The organism is Paracoccus spongiarum (genome assembly GCF_030732095.1).
GTDB classification, from domain to species: Bacteria; Pseudomonadota; Alphaproteobacteria; order Rhodobacterales; family Rhodobacteraceae; genus Paracoccus; species Paracoccus spongiarum.
Genome location: NZ_JAVAMQ010000034.1, coordinates 1 through 14984 on the forward strand (window position 1 = coordinate 1; position 14984 = coordinate 14984).

The window sequence follows — 14984 nt, forward strand, 5'->3', positions numbered from 1 at the left end:
TCTGGACCTGACCAACGATCTGACCGAGCCGACGATCATTCATTGGCATGGACAGATCCCGCCGAACGCGCAGGACGGCGTTCCCGATATGCCGATGCCGCTGCTGCAGCCAAGAGAGACGCGTGGCTATGATTTTGAGGCCGCAGCAGGCACGCACTGGATGCACAGCCATGTGCCCATTCAGGAGATGCAGTTACTGGCCGCACCCCTGATCGTCCGCCGCCCCGGGGATCGGCGAGCTGATCGGCAAGAGGTCACCATGTTCCTGCATGACTTTTCATTCCGCTCGCCGGAAGAGGTGCTGGACGAAATTCGCTCGGGAAAGGGGCATGAAGAGGCCGCCGAAGCCGAAATGTCGCAACCAGCCGATCCTCATGCCGGTCATGACATGGGCGATGGTATGGCCATGAACGGGATGTCGGAAATGGGCGGCATGTCCATGTCCGGTATGGCCGGGATGCAGATGGACCTCAACGATTTCGATTTCGACGCTTATCTGGCGAATGACCGCACCCTGGGCGACCCCGAGGTCGTGCAGGTGGAAAAGGGTGGCCGCATCCTTTTGCGGGTCATCAATGGGGCTGCTGCCACGGTGTTCTGGATCGACAGCGGCGAGGTACCAGGCCGGCTTGTCGCGGTGGATGGCCAGCCGGTGCAGCCCTTGCCGGGAACACGCTTCGGTCTGGCCATGGGTCAGCGCCTGGATATCGAACTTGACCTGCCCGCCGGAGGCGGCGCCTGGCCGATCCTTGCTCTGCGCGAAGGCGCGCATGAGCGCACCGGCCTTATCCTTGCCACTTCTGGCGCCAACGTGCCGGTCATTCTCGGAATGGCCGACGATGCGGCACCTGCATTCGATATCGACCTTGCGCAGGAAGCCGCCTTGCGGGCCGTTGCTCCGCTGACGGAACGTGCTGCCGATGCCTCACCCATGGTGATGCTGGGCGGGCAGATGCAGCCCTATCGCTGGACCATCAATGACCGTGTGTTCGAGGACCGAATTCCGGTTGCGGCCAAATCGGGTCAGCGGGTCGAGATCATGTTTCACAACATGTCGATGATGGGCCATCCGATGCATCTGCACGGCCATCATTTTCAGGTCGTCGCCCTCAATGGCAAGCGGTTCGCCGGTGCTTTGCGCGACACGGTCTATGTGCCGCCCATGTCAATGGTCACGGTGGCGCTGGATGCGGGCGAGGCGGCGGAGTGGATGCTGCATTGTCACCACATGCCGCATCTTGCCAGCGGCATGATGACGACTTTCTCGGTCTCGGCGTGAGGGAGGAAGCACCATGTATCAGCGACGCATGATCCTGACCCTGGCGCTCGCGGCTCCGACGATGGCCATTGCTCCTCGTCTGGCGTGGGCCGGGCATTCGCTGCCACCCGAATTCCGCAGGCAGCTTGAACATGACGCGAATGCGCCGATCTTTGGCAATCCTGAGGGCAATGCGACACTGATCGAGTTCTTCGATTACAACTGCCAATTCTGCCGCGCGATGATGCCGGTGGTGGATGCTGTGTTAGGAGCCGATTCCGGCTTGCGAATGGTGATGCGGGAATGGCCGGTTTTGGGCGAGGGTTCGGTTTTCGCGGCCCGCGCGGCGCTGGCGTCACGCAAGCAGGGCCGCTACGCCGACTTTCATCGCGTCCTGTTGAGTCAGAAACCCCGGGCCGAAAGGGCCAGCGTCCTGCGTGTCGCGCGATCCATGGGTTTAGACACTCAGCAGTTGCAGCGCGATATGGGCGGCCTGGAGATTGCCCAACATATCCAGAAGTCCAATGCGCTGGCCGAGGCGATGGGGCTTGTCGGCACACCCACCTTCATCGCCGGATCGGATTCGCGCTTTGGCGCCATTTCGTCAGCGAAACTGGCCGAACTTGTCGCCGCCGCGCGGCGCAACTGACATATTTCACGAAAGGACAACGTCATGGATCATTCTGATCAACACAACAGCCACGGAAGCCTGAGCGGCGGAAGCTATGGCCGTTTTGCGGCGATGATCGTCACCTCGACGGTCATCATGTTCGGGTTGATGTATCTGAACACCTGGGCGATCGATCACGTCTTTTTCAGCCAGACCCGGATGTGGATGGCGCTCTACATGGGCGGTGCCATGGCGCTGATCATGTTGGCCTTCATGCTGGGGATGTATCGCAGTCCGCGTGCCAATTTGATCGTCGCGGGCGTTTCGATTCTGGCATTTGCGCTTGGCCTGTTTCTGGTCCGCAGTCAGGCAACGGTCGATGATACCGCCTGGATGAAGGCGATGATTCCGCATCATTCCATTGCGATCCTGACATCCACCCGTGCGGATATCTCGGATCCTCGCGTCCGGGCGCTGGCGGACAGCATCATCGAGGCGCAGACTCTGGAAATCGCGGAGATGAAGGCGCTGATCGCCGATCTGGAAGGCGGGCCAGCGGCGACGCCAGAGGTCGATGGGCGCTGAAGATTCGGCACGGCAATCGCAGAAGTCGCTGCGCTTGCCGCTTCCATCTGAAGATACAAGGAAAGGACAAGGAGCAATCACATGCTGACACGCAGACATTTCATCCGCACGACGACGGCGCTGTTTTCGGCGGCCGCCGCCACGCCGGTCATGGCCTCAACCTGGCCCGACACGGCGCAAAAGGCCGCTTGGGATGCCGAGGTCGAGGCCGGTGGTCCCAATCCCTGGGGACTGCACGCGCGTTACCTGCCGCAGCGAGTCACTGCGAACGCAGGGCTGGTGCCGGGCGACATTCATGTCGATGCGGTGGCCCGATACCTTTATCACATCGAAGAGGGCGGCACGGCGATGCGTTACGGCGTGGCCATCGGCAGGGGCGATCTTTACGAGCCGGGCACCTATACGATCAAACGCAAGGCCGAATGGCCGCATTGGACCCCGACGCGCAACATGATCGAGCGCGAACCCGAGGTCTATGCGCAATATGAGGACGGCATGGAACCCGGCCCTCGGAACGCTCTGGGTTCGCGTGCGCTGTATCTCTATCTCGGCGACCGCGATACCTATCTGCGCATTCACGGCACGCCGTTTCCAACCTCGATCGGCAGCCGCGCCAGTTCCGGCTGCGTCCGCATGGTCATGGCCCACATCAACGAACTGTATCCGCGGGTCCAGATCGGCGCGACCGCATATCTCTATTCGCCGGTAGGCAGCGTGTCGGCCGTCAGCTAGTCGCGTGCCTTCCGGTAATGCCTGGCGTCAGGACGCGCGCACGTTGCAGATCTGGTTGCCGTTCGCGGCGCGCAGCGGCACCAGCGTCGTTTCGACCGGCCCGGCGTGATAATACCAGTAGCAATCGTCCGCCGGGTCAAGCCGTGCCGTCGTCAGGTCCTGATTGGGGCCGGCGACGGCGACGACTTCCTCCGGGATCGGATAGGGGGACGCGGCCTCGGCTGCGACGTCGGGCGCCTGAGCCGCGCATCCGGCGAGGACCAGAAGCGTCAAGGATATGGCGGCGGTTCTTTTCTGCATGGGAAACTCCTTGGCTATCTTGGTGACACGCCGGGTTGTCAAGGCGCGCTGTTGCTGGTCATGCGGCTCTGGATTGCGCGCTCCCGTTCGGGCCAGGTCGATTTGATATAGGCCAGAACTGCGGCGATTTCGGCGTCACTCATGACATCGCCGAAACCGGGCATGTCGCTTTCATACCCATCGCCGACCACGGCGGCCGTGCCGTCGCGAATGATCCGTTCCAGCAGCGGGTCGGCGTGATGCCATGTGTGGCCGGTCTCGTCATGCGGGGGCGCCGGATAGCGGCCATTTTCCAGCGGGGTCTGCCAGTCCGGCTGGCCTTCCAGATCGGCGCCGTGGCAACTGGCGCAGTTTTCGGCGTAGAGCCGCTGGCCAAGCGCGATCACGGCCTGATCCTGCGCGGCTGTCTCAGTCGCCGCGCTGCCGCGCCAGAGGATCAGGATCGCAGCGGCCAGCCCGACCGCTGCGATGAGGATGAGTGCGTTGCGCGTCATCTGCTACCCGTCCAGCGGAAAGGCGCGCCCATCGCCGGCAATGCCGCCCCAGGCGATGACCTCGGCGGTGGCCTCGACCCCGCCGCCCATTCCCGGCGATCCGGCGGGCATCCCCGGCACGGCGATCCCGGTGATGTCGGGGCGCTTTTCCAGAAGCTGCCTTATGGCCGCGAAGGGCACATGGCCCTCGACGATATAGCCGCTGATCCGGGTCGTGTGGCAGGACCACAGGTTTTCGGGCACAGCGGCGTCGCGCTTCATGCCGACATAATCGCTGGTTTCGGTCGTCTCGACCTCGAACCCCGCCTCGATGGCCAGATCGGCCCAGGCGCCGCAGCAGCCACAGCCGGGGTCCTTGGTGATGCTCAGCAGGTTCGGCTTTTCGTCCGAACCGATGGTGGCAAAGGCAAGTGTAGAGGTTGTCGACAGCATCGCTGCGACCGCAAGGATCGCCCCGCGACGCGAGAAATTGGAATTGCTCATTTCTGATGTCCTTCAGGATATTACGCGCCGTAGGGTCATTCGCCCCTCTCGTCGCGCAGTTGATCGGCTTGTGGCCCCTCGGGCCATGTGGCGTCAGAGAGCAGCGGATCGCGGAGGGGGCCGCGGCAAGCGCGGCCTGGCGGTTTTCATATCTTGCAGCGGGGGAAAGTGTCGGATTCGGCGTGACAAGCGGGCCGCGTTGGACGTGATTTCGGCATTGCCGATGTCGGCACAGGCCGCACAGTCGCCATGTGGAGAATCCGGCTGCGTGGTGCAGCATTCATGCGCGACTGGCGACGCGGATGTTTCGGCCGTCGAGGCCATCGACGATGCCTCCGCCGAGGCGGCGCCGGTCAGGGCCAGTGGCATCGTCACCGCCAGCATGACGACAAGCAGTGCCGACAGCAGGAACCGCATCAGTCGCGCACCTTTTCCATCAGTTCGACGACCTCGCGGAACATCACCCGCTGACGGTCCTGATCGCCGGATTGGATCGCGTCTTCCATGCAGCTTCGCGCGTGATCCTCGATCAGCAAGCGTTCGACGCCGCGCAGGGCAGACCGGATGGCGGCGGTCTGGTTCAGGATGTCGACGCAATAGCGCCCATCCTCGACCATGCGCGAGACGCCCTGCACCTGACCGTTCAGGCGGGAAAGCCGCTTCAGGATCGCGTCTCGGTTCTGCTTGTCATGCGCCAAGGAGGGCTCCGATCTTCAACATCCGCGGCTTGTGCTATACCCTCAAGGGGTATAGAGCAAGCCTGATATACCCCCTATAGGTATCTGCCGGGAGAGAGTCATGGACCACAAGCACGATCATTCGCATGGGCATCACGATCACGGGACACACGGTGGCGCACAGGCACAGGCTGATTCCGGCAAGGCCATCGATCCGGTTTGCGGGATGCAGGTGAAGATAAAGCCCGAGGCCCGGCACCGCGACTATGAGGGACAGACCTTCTATTTCTGCTCGGACGGGTGCCAGTCGAAATTCGACGGCGATCCGTGGTTCTACGCCTCGGGCGCGGCGGCCAAGGTCGAAAAAACCGCCCCGGCGGGCACGCAATGGACCTGCCCGATGCATCCCGAGATCGTCCGCGACGAACCCGGCGCCTGCCCGATCTGCGGCATGGCCTTGGAGCCGATGATTCCCTCGGACGAACCCAGCCATGAACTGACCGATTTCACCCGGCGGCTCTGGGTCAGCGTGGCCGCTGCGGTGCCGTTGTTGATCCTGACGATGGGCGAGATGGTGGGCATTCCGGTCCGCGACTGGATCGGGCACCGCACCGCCGTCTGGCTGGAGTTCCTGCTGGCCACGCCCATCGTGCTCTGGGCGGCGCGGCCCTTCTTTCAGCGCGGGTTGGATTCCTTCAAAAATCGCTCGCCGAACATGTGGACGCTGATCTCGCTGGGTGTCGGCGCGGCCTATCTCTATTCGCTCTCCGCCACCTTCCTGCCGGGAATCTTTCCCGAGGAATACCGAATGGGCGAGGTCGTCGGCACCTATTACGAAGCAGCCGTGGTCATTGTGGCGCTGGTCTTCGTCGGGCAGGTCCTGGAACTGCGGGCTCGGGAACGCACCGGCGATGCGATCCGGGCGCTGCTGGATCTGGCGCCCAAGACTGCCCGACGTATCCTGCCCGATGGTACGGAATACGATGCACCGCTGGAAAACATCATGGCGGGCGACATGCTGCGCGTGCGGCCTGGCGACAGCGTGCCGGTCGATGGCGAGGTGGTCGAGGGCCGCTCTTCCGTCGATGAAAGCATGATCACCGGCGAGCCGGTGCCGGTCGAGAAGACCGAGGGCGACCGCGTGACCGGCGGCACGATTAATAAGAACGGCACGCTGGCGATCCGCGCCACCGATGTCGGCGCCGACACGGTCCTGTCGCAGATCGTCCAGATGGTCGCCGGCGCGCGACGTTCCAAAGCGCCGATTCAGGGGCTGGCCGACCGGGTTTCGGCGATTTTTGTGCCGGCGGTGGTGGTGATCGGCATTCTGGCCTTTGTCGTCTGGCTGATCTTTGGCCCCAGCCCGTCCTATGTATTCGCCATTGCCTCGGCGGTTTCGGTGCTGATCATCGCTTGTCCCTGTGCGCTTGGGCTGGCGACGCCGATTTCCATCACCACGGCGGCGGGGCGCGGGGCGCAGGCCGGCGTGCTCGTCAAGAATGCCGAGGCGCTGGAACTGATGGCAGATGTGGACACGCTGATCGTCGACAAGACCGGCACGCTGACCGAAGGCAAGCCGGCCCTGACCGATGTGACCAGCTTCGGCGACGTGCCCGAGGATGAGTTGCTGGCTGCTGCCGCTGCGCTGGAACGCGCCTCCGAACACCCGCTGGCTGAGGCGATTGTCGAAGGCGCGAAATCGCGTGGGTTGAGCCTTGGCAATGGCGAGGAGTTCGAGGCCATCACCGGCAAGGGGGTGATCGGCAAGGTCGATGGCCGGGATGTGTCGCTTGGCAATAATGCGCTGATGACATCGCTCGGCATCGACTGCGACACGGGCGAGAAGACCGCCGATCGCCTGCGCGGCGAGGGCAAGACCGCCATGTTCGTGGCGCTGGATGGCGGGCTGGCCGGTCTGGTCGCCGTGGCCGACCCGATCAAATCCACCGCCGAGGCGGCAATACGTGACCTGCACGATCTGGGCATCAAGGTGATCATGGCAACCGGCGACAATGAGCGCACGGCGCTGGCCGTGGCAAGCCGCTTGGGCATCGACGAGGTCCGCGCCGGGATGTTGCCCGAGGGAAAGAAGGATCTGATCGACGGGCTGCGCGGTAAGGGGAACAAGGTCGCCATGGCGGGGGACGGGGTAAACGACGCACCAGCGCTGGCTGCGGCGGATGTCGGTATCGCCATGGGCACCGGCGCCGATGTGGCGGTCGATAGCGCAGGGCTGACCCTGCTGGGCGGCGACCTGACCGGCATTGTCCGCGCCCGCAAGCTCGCCGTGGCCACCATGCGCAATATCCGACAGAACCTGTTCTTCGCGTTCATCTACAATGCCGCCGGCATCCCGGTTGCGGCGGGGCTGCTCTATCCGATCTTTGGCCTGCTGCTGTCGCCGATGATCGCTGCAGCGGCCATGTCGCTGTCCTCGGTTTCTGTCATCGCCAATGCGCTGCGGCTGAAACGGGTCGAGCTGTGATCCGTCCGGACATTCGCAAGTGGCATAATTGATCGTGTGATTCAGGTAATTGGTCGAGAAGAGATTATGGTAGCCCGATCCAGCGCGGAACAGATGCCGCGTATGCGTCATACTCTGCCCCCAGGGCTTGCCGAAGGACGTCCTCCTCGGACCGGACCTGCGCCGTGGCCGACCACAGAAACAGCAGCGGCGCGAGAAGTGTCGGCAGCGAAGGGATGGCAAGGGCTGTGCCAAGAAGCAGGATGAACTGCCCGAAAAAGGCCGGGTTGCGGCTGAACCGATAGAGCCCGCCCGAGACAAGCGCACCCGTGGCACCGTCAGCGACACCCACCCGCCATGAAGCGCCCATCGACATCTGCGCAGCAAAGGCAACCATCGCGCCGATGCCGGCCAGAAACACACCGACCCCGCCAAGCGCCAGCGCCTGTCCTTCGATCCAGAAGGGGTCAAGGTTATGCAGCGTGGGAAAGGCACCCCACAGCAGTGGCCCCAGAAGCGCCAAAGCGAAGGCCGCCCGAAAGCCCAGCGCCGCCCACCAGTCGCGCCGTTTCGCCCGCGAGAACAGCCAGACCGGCCGCCCGGCGGCTCGCGCCGCCATGGCATTGCCGAAAAAGAAAAGCATGAGGTAAGCGGCAAGCAGGGCAAGCACCGCCCAACCGAAAGCGGAAATCACGGCGTCATGCCTCGCGTTCAGGATTGAAGCGCAACAGCCGTAGCGCGTTCAGCGTAACCAGAACCGTCGCCCCGGTATCGGCCATGATCGCGATCCACAGCCCGGTGATCCCCAGAACCGAGGTCACAAGAAACACCGCCTTAAGCCCCAGCGCGATGGTGATGTTCTGGCGGATATTTCCCATGGCCGTGCGGGCAAGCCGGATCTGCGCGGGGATGTCCGTGACCCGGTCGCGAAGGATCGTGGCATCTGCGGTTTCCAGCGCCACATCCGTGCCTGATCCCATGGCCACGCCGATGCTTGCCTGTTTCAGGGCCGGCGCGTCGTTGATGCCGTCCCCGATCATCATCACGCCGCCTTGCTCGCCCATTTCACGGATCGCGGTTAGCTTGTCTTCAGGCATCATGTCGGCCCGAAACTCCATGCCCAGCCCGCCGGCGATCGCGGCCGCCGTGCGCGGATTGTCCCCGGTCAGGATGACGGAGGTCACGCCCATCTCTGTCAGTTGACGAATCGCTTCGGCTGCGTCCTGTCTTGGCTCATCGCGCATGGCGATCAGGCCGAGCGGGGTCTTTTCGCGGAAGACGGCGACAGCGGTCTTGCCATCTTCCTCAAATGCCGTGGCAAGCTGCAGGTCAGACTGGTCGATCCCGCCATTTTCCAGCGCATACCGCGGCGAGGTGACCCAAGCGGAGGCGTCGCCGACCGTGGCGATCACCCCTTTGCCCAACAGTGCTTTCGCATCGCGTGACGGCAGCGCTTCGATGCCCGCCTCATCGGCCTTGGTCAGGATGGCGACGGCCAGCGGGTGGCTGGAGCCGGTTTCGACCCCCGCCGCCACTGCCAGCAACTCGGCCTCGGTCGTCGCGCCGAAAGCGACAACATCCGTCACCACCGGACGCCCATGAGTCAGGGTGCCGGTCTTGTCGAAGGCGACACGGGATACATTGGCCGCCGCCTCGATCACCGCACCGCCCTTCATCAGCATCCCGCGCCGTGCGCCCGTGGACAGCGCCGAGGCGATTGAGGCCGGAACCGAGATGACCAGCGCGCAGGGGCAGCCGATCAGCAGCAGCGCCAGACCGCGATAGATCCAGGTGTCCCAAGGTTGGCCAAATGCCAGCGGCGGCACCAGAACAACCAGCGCCGCGACAGTAACGATAGCGGGCATGTACCAGCGGCTGAAGCGGTCGATGAAGCGTTCAGTCGGCGCGCGCGCGACCTCAGCCTCTTCCACCAGCCGGATGATGCGGGCGATTGTGTTATCCTCTGCAGCTTTGGTGACGGTCACGCGTAGCGCGGCCTCGGTATTGATCGAGCCGGCGAAGACCGGGTCGCCCGGCCCCTTGGTGACAGGAACACTTTCGCCGGTAACGGGGCTGTCATCTACGCCCGAGGTGCCCTCGGCAATCTCGCCATCTGCGGGGATGCGGTCGCCCGGACGGACAAGCACCATTTGCCCGACAGCAAGGCTTGATGCCGGGACTTCCTGCGTTGTCCCGTTTGCCAACAGCAGCGCTGTCTTGGGAACCAGATCGGCAAGCGCGCGGATGCCATCGCGCGCCTTGCCGGCTGCCACACCCTCCAGCACTTCGCCAACCGCGAACAGGAACACTACCAATGCCGCCTCTTCCGCAGCATCGATGAACAAGGCGCCAATGGCCGCGACCGTCATCAGGCTTTCGATTGTAAAGGGCTGACCCAGACGCAGAGCTGCAAAGGCGCGTTTCGCAACCGGCGCCACGCCGATCAGACAGGCCGCGACGAAAGCCCATTTGCCGACCTGCGGCGCCAGCAATTCGATGATCCAGGCGACACCCAGAAGGATCGCGGTAAAGATTACCAGCTTGCCCTTGCGGGTCTGATACCATCGCTTGCCGCGGTCGGCAGGGTCGTCATGCACATGGCCAGGGCTGCCATGACCGCTGTCGTCACGCGCCGCTGCGGCGGCATCATTCCGATCATGGTCATGGGCATGGTCATGGCCATCTGCCGGCGCATCGCTCATGGCGGGCATGACAAAGTCCTTCTTCGCCCCTGCCGCGCGCGGCGCGATTCCATAACCAAGCGATTTCACCACCTTTTCGACCTTGTCGCGATCGGTCTGTGTTTCGTCCAGCGTCAGGCGAAGCCGTTCCGTCATGATGCCAATTTCAACGCCGCTGACGCCCGGCAGGCGTGTCACGGCATCCTTGATCTTGGTCGCACAGGATCCACAATCCATGCCCGAGACTGTCCAGTCGCAGGCTGTTCCGCTGTTGGGATCTGTAGTTGTCATGTCGTTATCCTCGCCCCGGATCGGGAAGTTGCCTTCATCGATTCGAGAACCTAATGTCTCTAGTAACTAGAGCTTCAAGGGGAATCTCATGCTGACGATTGGAAAGTTGGGTGCGTCTGCCGGTGTGAAGGTGCCGACGATCCGTTATTACGAGCAGATCGGTCTTTTGCCCGAGGCTGAACGCAGTGCGGGAAACCAGCGGCTTTACAGTCAAAAGGCGCTGGAACGGCTGGCCTTCATCCGCCACGCGCGCGATCTGGGTTTCACGCTGGAGGCGATCCGTGACCTGCTCAGCCTGTCGGACCAGCCTGACCAGCCCTGCGCGGCGGCCGACGCCATCGTCATCGCGCAACTGGCCGAGGTTGAAAGTCGTCTTGCGCGGCTGGGCGCGCTCAAGGTCGAACTGCAACGTATTCTGACGCAATGCGCGGGAGGCAAAATAGCGAACTGCCGCGTCATCGAAGCATTGGGCGACCATTCGCTTTGCGCGACCGATCATCGTTACCCTGGCCTCGGGGCGACAATCTGATCTTAGCCAAATCGATGGAGAGCCGGACGAAATTCTGTCAAGTCAAACTTGCACTTTCGTCGCTGCGTTCGTGCGGGATCACGTTCTGCGTGATCATATAGCGAAATGGATGGTACTGAAAATTGCTCACCTCAACGCCACATCAACCTTTGGCTGCAGTTTTCGTGCAGGTTGTGCTGTCAAAAGCCGCTCAATGCGGTCGAACGCCGGAATGGAAATCGCGAAAAATCAAACGGTTACTTTGTAAGATGCTGAATTCGTTAGGTTTCCGATTTTCCCTTCTGATCGGCTCATAACCTGAAGGCCGCAGGTTCAAATCCTGCCCCCGCAACCAGAAAATTACTCGTTATCAAACGCTTACGCGCCGCCCTCCGGGGCGGCGTTTGCGTTTCCAACACCCGTGGAAGCACTGTGGAAGCAAGAGGGAAAGAAGTCCTTCGTAATCCTAGCAATTCTTCGATGAGAGCGATTCCATCGGACCGCGATCTGGCACCATGGTTGGGCAAGCTCAGAAGGGCAGCCAGTCATCATCATCGGATGCCTCGACTTTATTGTGCCGAAACGAGGTTTCAATCACGACGCCGTCTCGCACTTCCAGGAGCAAGTCCCGCTCGTAGGTACTCCCGTAACGAGTGACGGGGAAATCCGAACTCGCTCTCAAGGAAGGCACGCATCCTGGCAGTATTCGGCTTGTCAGCAAGCGCGAGCCACGGAGTCCCAAACACCTTCTCGGATACCGGGCCCACATAGGCGGCATGTGAGTCAGACACGATGGCAACTGAATGCCCGCGACGCTTGATCTCGGCAACGAAGTTCATGGCGCCGGGAACAATGGGGATATCGCTCAAGGCGAAATTGCGGTCACGCCCGAACTTGATTTCGTCAAACTTGCTCGCATTTGTGTCGACGAGCGTGCCGTCCAAGTCCAAGAGTACATGCATAGGTCAGCCCAATGCCCCAAAAATTTAAAAGGTCCCACGAAGCGTCCAGATCATTCTGGCCGACGAGGTTTTGTTTCGCTCAGCATCTTGTTGAAAGAATGGAAATTCTTTGATGGCGGGATGCCAGCGTACTTGCACGCAAATTGGTGAAGATTAGCCCGTGAAGTTCACGCAGGACCGTCCGGATTTGCGCGTGATCATCAGGGCCGTGCCCACCGTGCCGAACTGCAGTCTCGTCGGCGCTCTGCAGGTACGTTCTGTCCAAGAGGCCGTACCGCGGCTGCAGTTGCGCCGGCAAGCAGGACCGGCTGGCGAACAGTGTGCTCCGACTTGCGCAGCGGAACACGCACACGAAGTCGGTGTTCTCTTGTCGGCGGTCTTGGACGGCGCTTCTCTTTCCCCGCTTGGTCATTCGAAAAGGCGCCCATCAGCACCCAAGTACACTCCGTCCGAGAGGTAAACTGGCTCGCCGTCGGTATGGCACAGGTCATCGTAAAGTCCGCGCAGATCGCTGTAACCGCTGTCGTGGGCACCATCCATTGGACGACAAAGGTGGATCTCCATTTGTTCGGCGAGCAGGTGAAGTGCTTCGATGAGTTGCTCCCGCGATCCTGCCAAAGCGATCTCCCCGAACTGGCGTCCTTTGGCATCGACCTCGATGCTCACATCCTGTGCCTTGCCACCGAGATCCTGCACGCCCCGGCGCATCGCGTTTGTCAACGCGCCCCGATCGCGAAAGACTGGTGGCGCACCAAGGTCGCTCGCCGTGGCAGTCTTGATTGCGCCGCCGGGCTGCCCGCCAGATGCGCCAAGAGTGAGGCGGAGAAGGGTGTGCCCACTTGCGACGGCAAAGTACTGTTCGCGTGCATAGGCAAATTTCGTGGATTGGTGGATGGTGGCAGGCATGCTTGTCCCTTTCGATGAAAGAAAATCTTGAGATGAGGCCACAGCGACGCCTTTGGTGGACCTGTCGCCCGAACAATGTGCGGCTCTGCAAACCAAGCAGAGGTCAGATGTGTCTCGTATCTCGCAGGTGGGATGTTCGGCTGGAGGGGCGTGCACGACCGTTCCGCTTGTGGTAACAGGTCACGATTGTGCCGCAGGGATCCACGATGGCCCGCACCTTAGTGGCGGCAGTGATCGTCTGGGGGTCATACCCCGTGTTGACAAGAAACCGAGCCGCCTGTTCCGAGAGGATGTATTCTTCGCAGTCGTTCTGGGCTTTTGCCGGGGTCCCATGCAGGACCACGAGGTCAAGGATCGCCCGCCGAATACCCCGCTGGGCCATGCGAGTTGCCGCGTGCGTGCTGACCATGAACACTTCGTTTTCGCAAATCGACGTCACGACCAAGTCTCCTCGAACTGCTTTTTCAGTTGGGCGCGGTGATGCCGAAGTTCTTGGAAGCGTCGATAGACGGGATCCTGGAACGGGAGAACAAGAGTGATCTTCCCATCCTCAGTTCTGGCTGCCTTCAGTCGCTGGTACACGGGTAGGGTATCCTCGTTGATGTGCCGATCTTCCCGAATGGGGTTCACCCAGCTCTGGATGCGGTCGTCATCTGTGTAACGCTCTGGATACCAACCTTCCTCATGGCAGTGTTGGTTGACGAGCGAGTCATATTCCTCGGCCAGCTCCTTGTGGCGCGCAGAATAGAATTCCCGCCAAGCCCTCAGCTTCGTGAGGCCAGCCTCGCGCTGCTCTTCGATTCGAGCGTCATGTGCGTGGCGGATGGCACTCGCAAGAACTTCGACCGAAGTACCTTCCCTGCGCTCCCCGATCTCCTGGAGAACCGTCGAAAGCCGAATGCGTCCCTTGACGATTGCTTCAATCAGCGTCCAGTCACCGCCGGTGATCTTTTCGAGGAAGTCCGTGTCAGGGATAAAGCCTGCCGCCCCCGGAACATCTCCGGGCGCAGCCCCGACATACCACCTGGCATCGACATGATCTGCGGCCTGGACAGAGAGCCGCTGGACAGCGGTGTCGAACAAGTTTCGAGAGGGCTCGTTGTTGGGATCTGCCGATTCAAGACCAAAGCACCGCCCCAACTTGCTGGCCTGCCGATCGATGTGGTCACCGATCATTTGCGTGCTGGGGCGGCCATTCATCCGCGCCTCTCGCTCAAGGGCGTCATCCTGATCCGGCACCTTGAGCGCGTGTGCCGCCGTGATCGCAAAGAGAACGGGAGCGAGCTCCATGATCTGCTTCTGGCTGACCCCGTAACGCCAGCGCATCAGCTCGTAGGCGTTATGGGAAGCCGTAGACACATGGGCCTGAATCGAGATCTCTCCCATGCCCATGTCGGCGAAGAACGGATCGAAATCCTGAGGCTTGCAGTTCAGAACACGGGCAATCGCCTCCAGATCCTTGGGCTTGGGCGGATTGGTCCCCGCCAGCCAGCGACTTACGGTACGCTTGTGCTTCTTGAGCTTCGCGGCGAGTTCGTCGCGCGTCTTGCCCTCTTCCTTGAGTTTCTTCTTGAGAAGTTCTGCCTTGAACGCCATCGGTGCCTCCCTTGAGCCCACGACATCAAGTTAGGTGCCATTTTCGTATATGTAAAATTGGCATTTTCTGTCACGCTTCGTGGCTAGACGGCCAGAAATACGCCAGATTTCGGCTGCTCTTCTGCTATTTGTGACAAAATAAGTGCCATTTTGCCCTGATGAACCTAGGACGCGCGTCGACAGCGCCGAATCAGACCTTGGGCATCAGCTTTCGCCAGAATGATCTTCCGGCGCAGCGGTGCGTGCCGAGAGCTTTGGTGTACACGATTGAAATACAGACGAAAAACGCTTTGACAACCCTGCCCCCCTTGACGCAAACTTCAATCATCGCAGAGGTGCGCCTGGAGAGAAATCTCGCGGGCGCTTTTTCGTTTCTCGCTCCGGGCGGAAACGGCGCCACCCATCCTCATATCTCTCGCGCGAACCAGCGGATGCGA

Annotated in this window: 17 protein-coding genes; 8 read left to right on the forward strand and 9 right to left on the reverse strand. The window is 61.7% G+C overall.

The window, feature by feature from the left end:
- Position 1 precedes the first annotated feature (1 nt).
- From Q5Y72_RS18590 to Q5Y72_RS18605, 4 genes are all read left to right on the forward strand, one after another.
- Complete coding sequence (locus Q5Y72_RS18590) at positions 2-1279, forward strand: multicopper oxidase family protein (RefSeq protein WP_305964905.1); 1278 nt, start codon at positions 2-4, stop codon at positions 1277-1279.
- A gap of 28 nt (positions 1280-1307) precedes the next feature.
- Entirely contained in the window at positions 1308-1907 is a 600-nt protein-coding gene (locus Q5Y72_RS18595; RefSeq protein WP_305964906.1) for a DsbA family protein, read from the forward strand.
- A 24-nt stretch (positions 1908-1931) separates the two neighbouring features.
- A complete protein-coding gene (locus tag Q5Y72_RS18600) occupies positions 1932-2453 on the forward strand; it encodes a DUF305 domain-containing protein (RefSeq protein ID WP_165455780.1) in 522 nt (173 codons plus the stop codon).
- An 81-nt stretch (positions 2454-2534) separates the two neighbouring features.
- A complete protein-coding gene (locus Q5Y72_RS18605) occupies positions 2535-3185 on the forward strand; it encodes a L,D-transpeptidase (RefSeq protein WP_260278243.1) in 651 nt (216 codons plus the stop codon).
- A 27-nt stretch (positions 3186-3212) separates the two neighbouring features.
- On the opposite strand, the gene Q5Y72_RS18610 is transcribed toward Q5Y72_RS18605, so the two are convergent.
- The 5 genes from Q5Y72_RS18610 to Q5Y72_RS18630 all read right to left on the reverse strand — a co-directional run bounded on the left by Q5Y72_RS18610 (position 3213) and on the right by Q5Y72_RS18630 (position 5160).
- Entirely contained in the window at positions 3213-3485 is a 273-nt protein-coding gene (locus Q5Y72_RS18610) for a hypothetical protein (protein ID WP_305964907.1), read from the reverse strand.
- 38 nt (positions 3486-3523) lie between these two features.
- Positions 3524-3979, reverse strand: coding sequence for a c-type cytochrome (locus Q5Y72_RS18615; RefSeq protein WP_260278241.1), 456 nt, complete (start codon positions 3977-3979; stop codon positions 3524-3526).
- A 3-nt stretch (positions 3980-3982) separates the two neighbouring features.
- Positions 3983-4462, reverse strand: a complete 480-nt coding sequence (locus Q5Y72_RS18620) for a DUF411 domain-containing protein (protein WP_305964908.1) — start codon at positions 4460-4462, stop codon at positions 3983-3985.
- Between the two features lie 93 nt (positions 4463-4555).
- Positions 4556-4879, reverse strand: a complete 324-nt coding sequence (locus tag Q5Y72_RS18625; protein WP_260278239.1) for a hypothetical protein — start codon at positions 4877-4879, stop codon at positions 4556-4558.
- Positions 4879-5160, reverse strand: coding sequence for a metal-sensitive transcriptional regulator (locus Q5Y72_RS18630; protein ID WP_101459771.1), 282 nt, complete (start codon positions 5158-5160; stop codon positions 4879-4881). The genes Q5Y72_RS18625 and Q5Y72_RS18630 overlap by 1 nt, the downstream gene beginning before the upstream one ends.
- A gap of 100 nt (positions 5161-5260) precedes the next feature.
- Between Q5Y72_RS18630 and Q5Y72_RS18635 the strand changes: the two genes are divergently transcribed.
- Positions 5261-7624 (forward strand): heavy metal translocating P-type ATPase, encoded by a 2364-nt coding sequence (locus Q5Y72_RS18635; protein ID WP_305964909.1) that lies wholly within the window; start codon positions 5261-5263, stop codon positions 7622-7624.
- 64 nt (positions 7625-7688) lie between these two features.
- Here the strand turns inward: Q5Y72_RS18635 and Q5Y72_RS18640 are convergent, their stop codons facing one another.
- Together Q5Y72_RS18640 and Q5Y72_RS18645 are read right to left on the reverse strand one after the other, a co-directional pair.
- Positions 7689-8246 (reverse strand): methyltransferase family protein, encoded by a 558-nt coding sequence (locus Q5Y72_RS18640; RefSeq protein ID WP_305964910.1) that lies wholly within the window; start codon positions 8244-8246, stop codon positions 7689-7691.
- Between the two features lie 55 nt (positions 8247-8301).
- Positions 8302-10575, reverse strand: coding sequence for a heavy metal translocating P-type ATPase (locus Q5Y72_RS18645; protein ID WP_305964911.1), 2274 nt, complete (start codon positions 10573-10575; stop codon positions 8302-8304).
- Positions 10576-10663: 88 nt separating this feature from the next.
- Between Q5Y72_RS18645 and Q5Y72_RS18650 the strand changes: the two genes are divergently transcribed.
- Both Q5Y72_RS18650 and Q5Y72_RS18655 read left to right on the forward strand, forming a co-directional pair.
- A complete protein-coding gene (locus Q5Y72_RS18650; RefSeq protein WP_260278235.1) occupies positions 10664-11104 on the forward strand; it encodes a MerR family transcriptional regulator in 441 nt (146 codons plus the stop codon).
- Between the two features lie 782 nt (positions 11105-11886).
- Positions 11887-12195, forward strand: coding sequence for a hypothetical protein (locus tag Q5Y72_RS18655; protein WP_305964912.1), 309 nt, complete (start codon positions 11887-11889; stop codon positions 12193-12195).
- A gap of 258 nt (positions 12196-12453) precedes the next feature.
- On the opposite strand, the gene Q5Y72_RS18660 is transcribed toward Q5Y72_RS18655, so the two are convergent.
- The gene (locus Q5Y72_RS18660) at positions 12454-12951 is read right to left on the reverse strand and encodes a hypothetical protein (RefSeq protein WP_305964913.1); all 498 of its coding nucleotides are present in this window, start codon (positions 12949-12951) and stop codon (positions 12454-12456) included.
- A 435-nt stretch (positions 12952-13386) separates the two neighbouring features.
- Positions 13387-14547 carry a helix-turn-helix domain-containing protein gene (locus tag Q5Y72_RS18665; protein WP_305964914.1) on the reverse strand — a complete coding sequence of 387 codons (1161 nt, stop codon included), beginning with the start codon at positions 14545-14547 and terminating at the stop codon, positions 13387-13389.
- A gap of 257 nt (positions 14548-14804) precedes the next feature.
- Here Q5Y72_RS18665 and Q5Y72_RS18670 point away from each other — a divergent pair.
- The coding region (locus Q5Y72_RS18670) for a hypothetical protein (RefSeq protein ID WP_305964915.1) at positions 14805-14984 on the forward strand (180 nt) is incomplete at its 3' end.

Bases quoted from the DNA above. Each gene is read 5' to 3' on its own strand.
- Q5Y72_RS18595 (WP_305964906.1), top strand. From the start codon at position 1,308: ATGATCCTGACCCTGGCGCTCGCGGCTCCGACGATGGCCATTGCTCCT.
- Q5Y72_RS18640 (WP_305964910.1), bottom strand. From the start codon at position 8,246: ATGCTTTTCTTTTTCGGCAATGCCATGGCGGCGCGAGCCGCCGGGCGG.
- Q5Y72_RS18655 (WP_305964912.1), top strand. From the start codon at position 11,887: ATGCCCGCGACGCTTGATCTCGGCAACGAAGTTCATGGCGCCGGGAAC.
- Q5Y72_RS18650 (WP_260278235.1), top strand. From the start codon at position 10,664: ATGCTGACGATTGGAAAGTTGGGTGCGTCTGCCGGTGTGAAGGTGCCG.
- Q5Y72_RS18610 (WP_305964907.1), bottom strand. From the start codon at position 3,485: ATGCAGAAAAGAACCGCCGCCATATCCTTGACGCTTCTGGTCCTCGCC.
- Q5Y72_RS18645 (WP_305964911.1), bottom strand. From the start codon at position 10,575: ATGACAACTACAGATCCCAACAGCGGAACAGCCTGCGACTGGACAGTC.
- Q5Y72_RS18605 (WP_260278243.1), top strand. From the start codon at position 2,535: ATGCTGACACGCAGACATTTCATCCGCACGACGACGGCGCTGTTTTCG.
- Q5Y72_RS18635 (WP_305964909.1), top strand. From the start codon at position 5,261: ATGGACCACAAGCACGATCATTCGCATGGGCATCACGATCACGGGACA.
- Q5Y72_RS18615 (WP_260278241.1), bottom strand. From the start codon at position 3,979: ATGACGCGCAACGCACTCATCCTCATCGCAGCGGTCGGGCTGGCCGCT.
- Q5Y72_RS18625 (WP_260278239.1), bottom strand. From the start codon at position 4,879: ATGCGGTTCCTGCTGTCGGCACTGCTTGTCGTCATGCTGGCGGTGACG.
- Q5Y72_RS18665 (WP_305964914.1), bottom strand. From the start codon at position 14,547: ATGGCGTTCAAGGCAGAACTTCTCAAGAAGAAACTCAAGGAAGAGGGC.
- Q5Y72_RS18620 (WP_305964908.1), bottom strand. From the start codon at position 4,462: ATGAGCAATTCCAATTTCTCGCGTCGCGGGGCGATCCTTGCGGTCGCA.
- Q5Y72_RS18660 (WP_305964913.1), bottom strand. From the start codon at position 12,951: ATGCCTGCCACCATCCACCAATCCACGAAATTTGCCTATGCACGCGAA.
- Q5Y72_RS18600 (WP_165455780.1), top strand. From the start codon at position 1,932: ATGGATCATTCTGATCAACACAACAGCCACGGAAGCCTGAGCGGCGGA.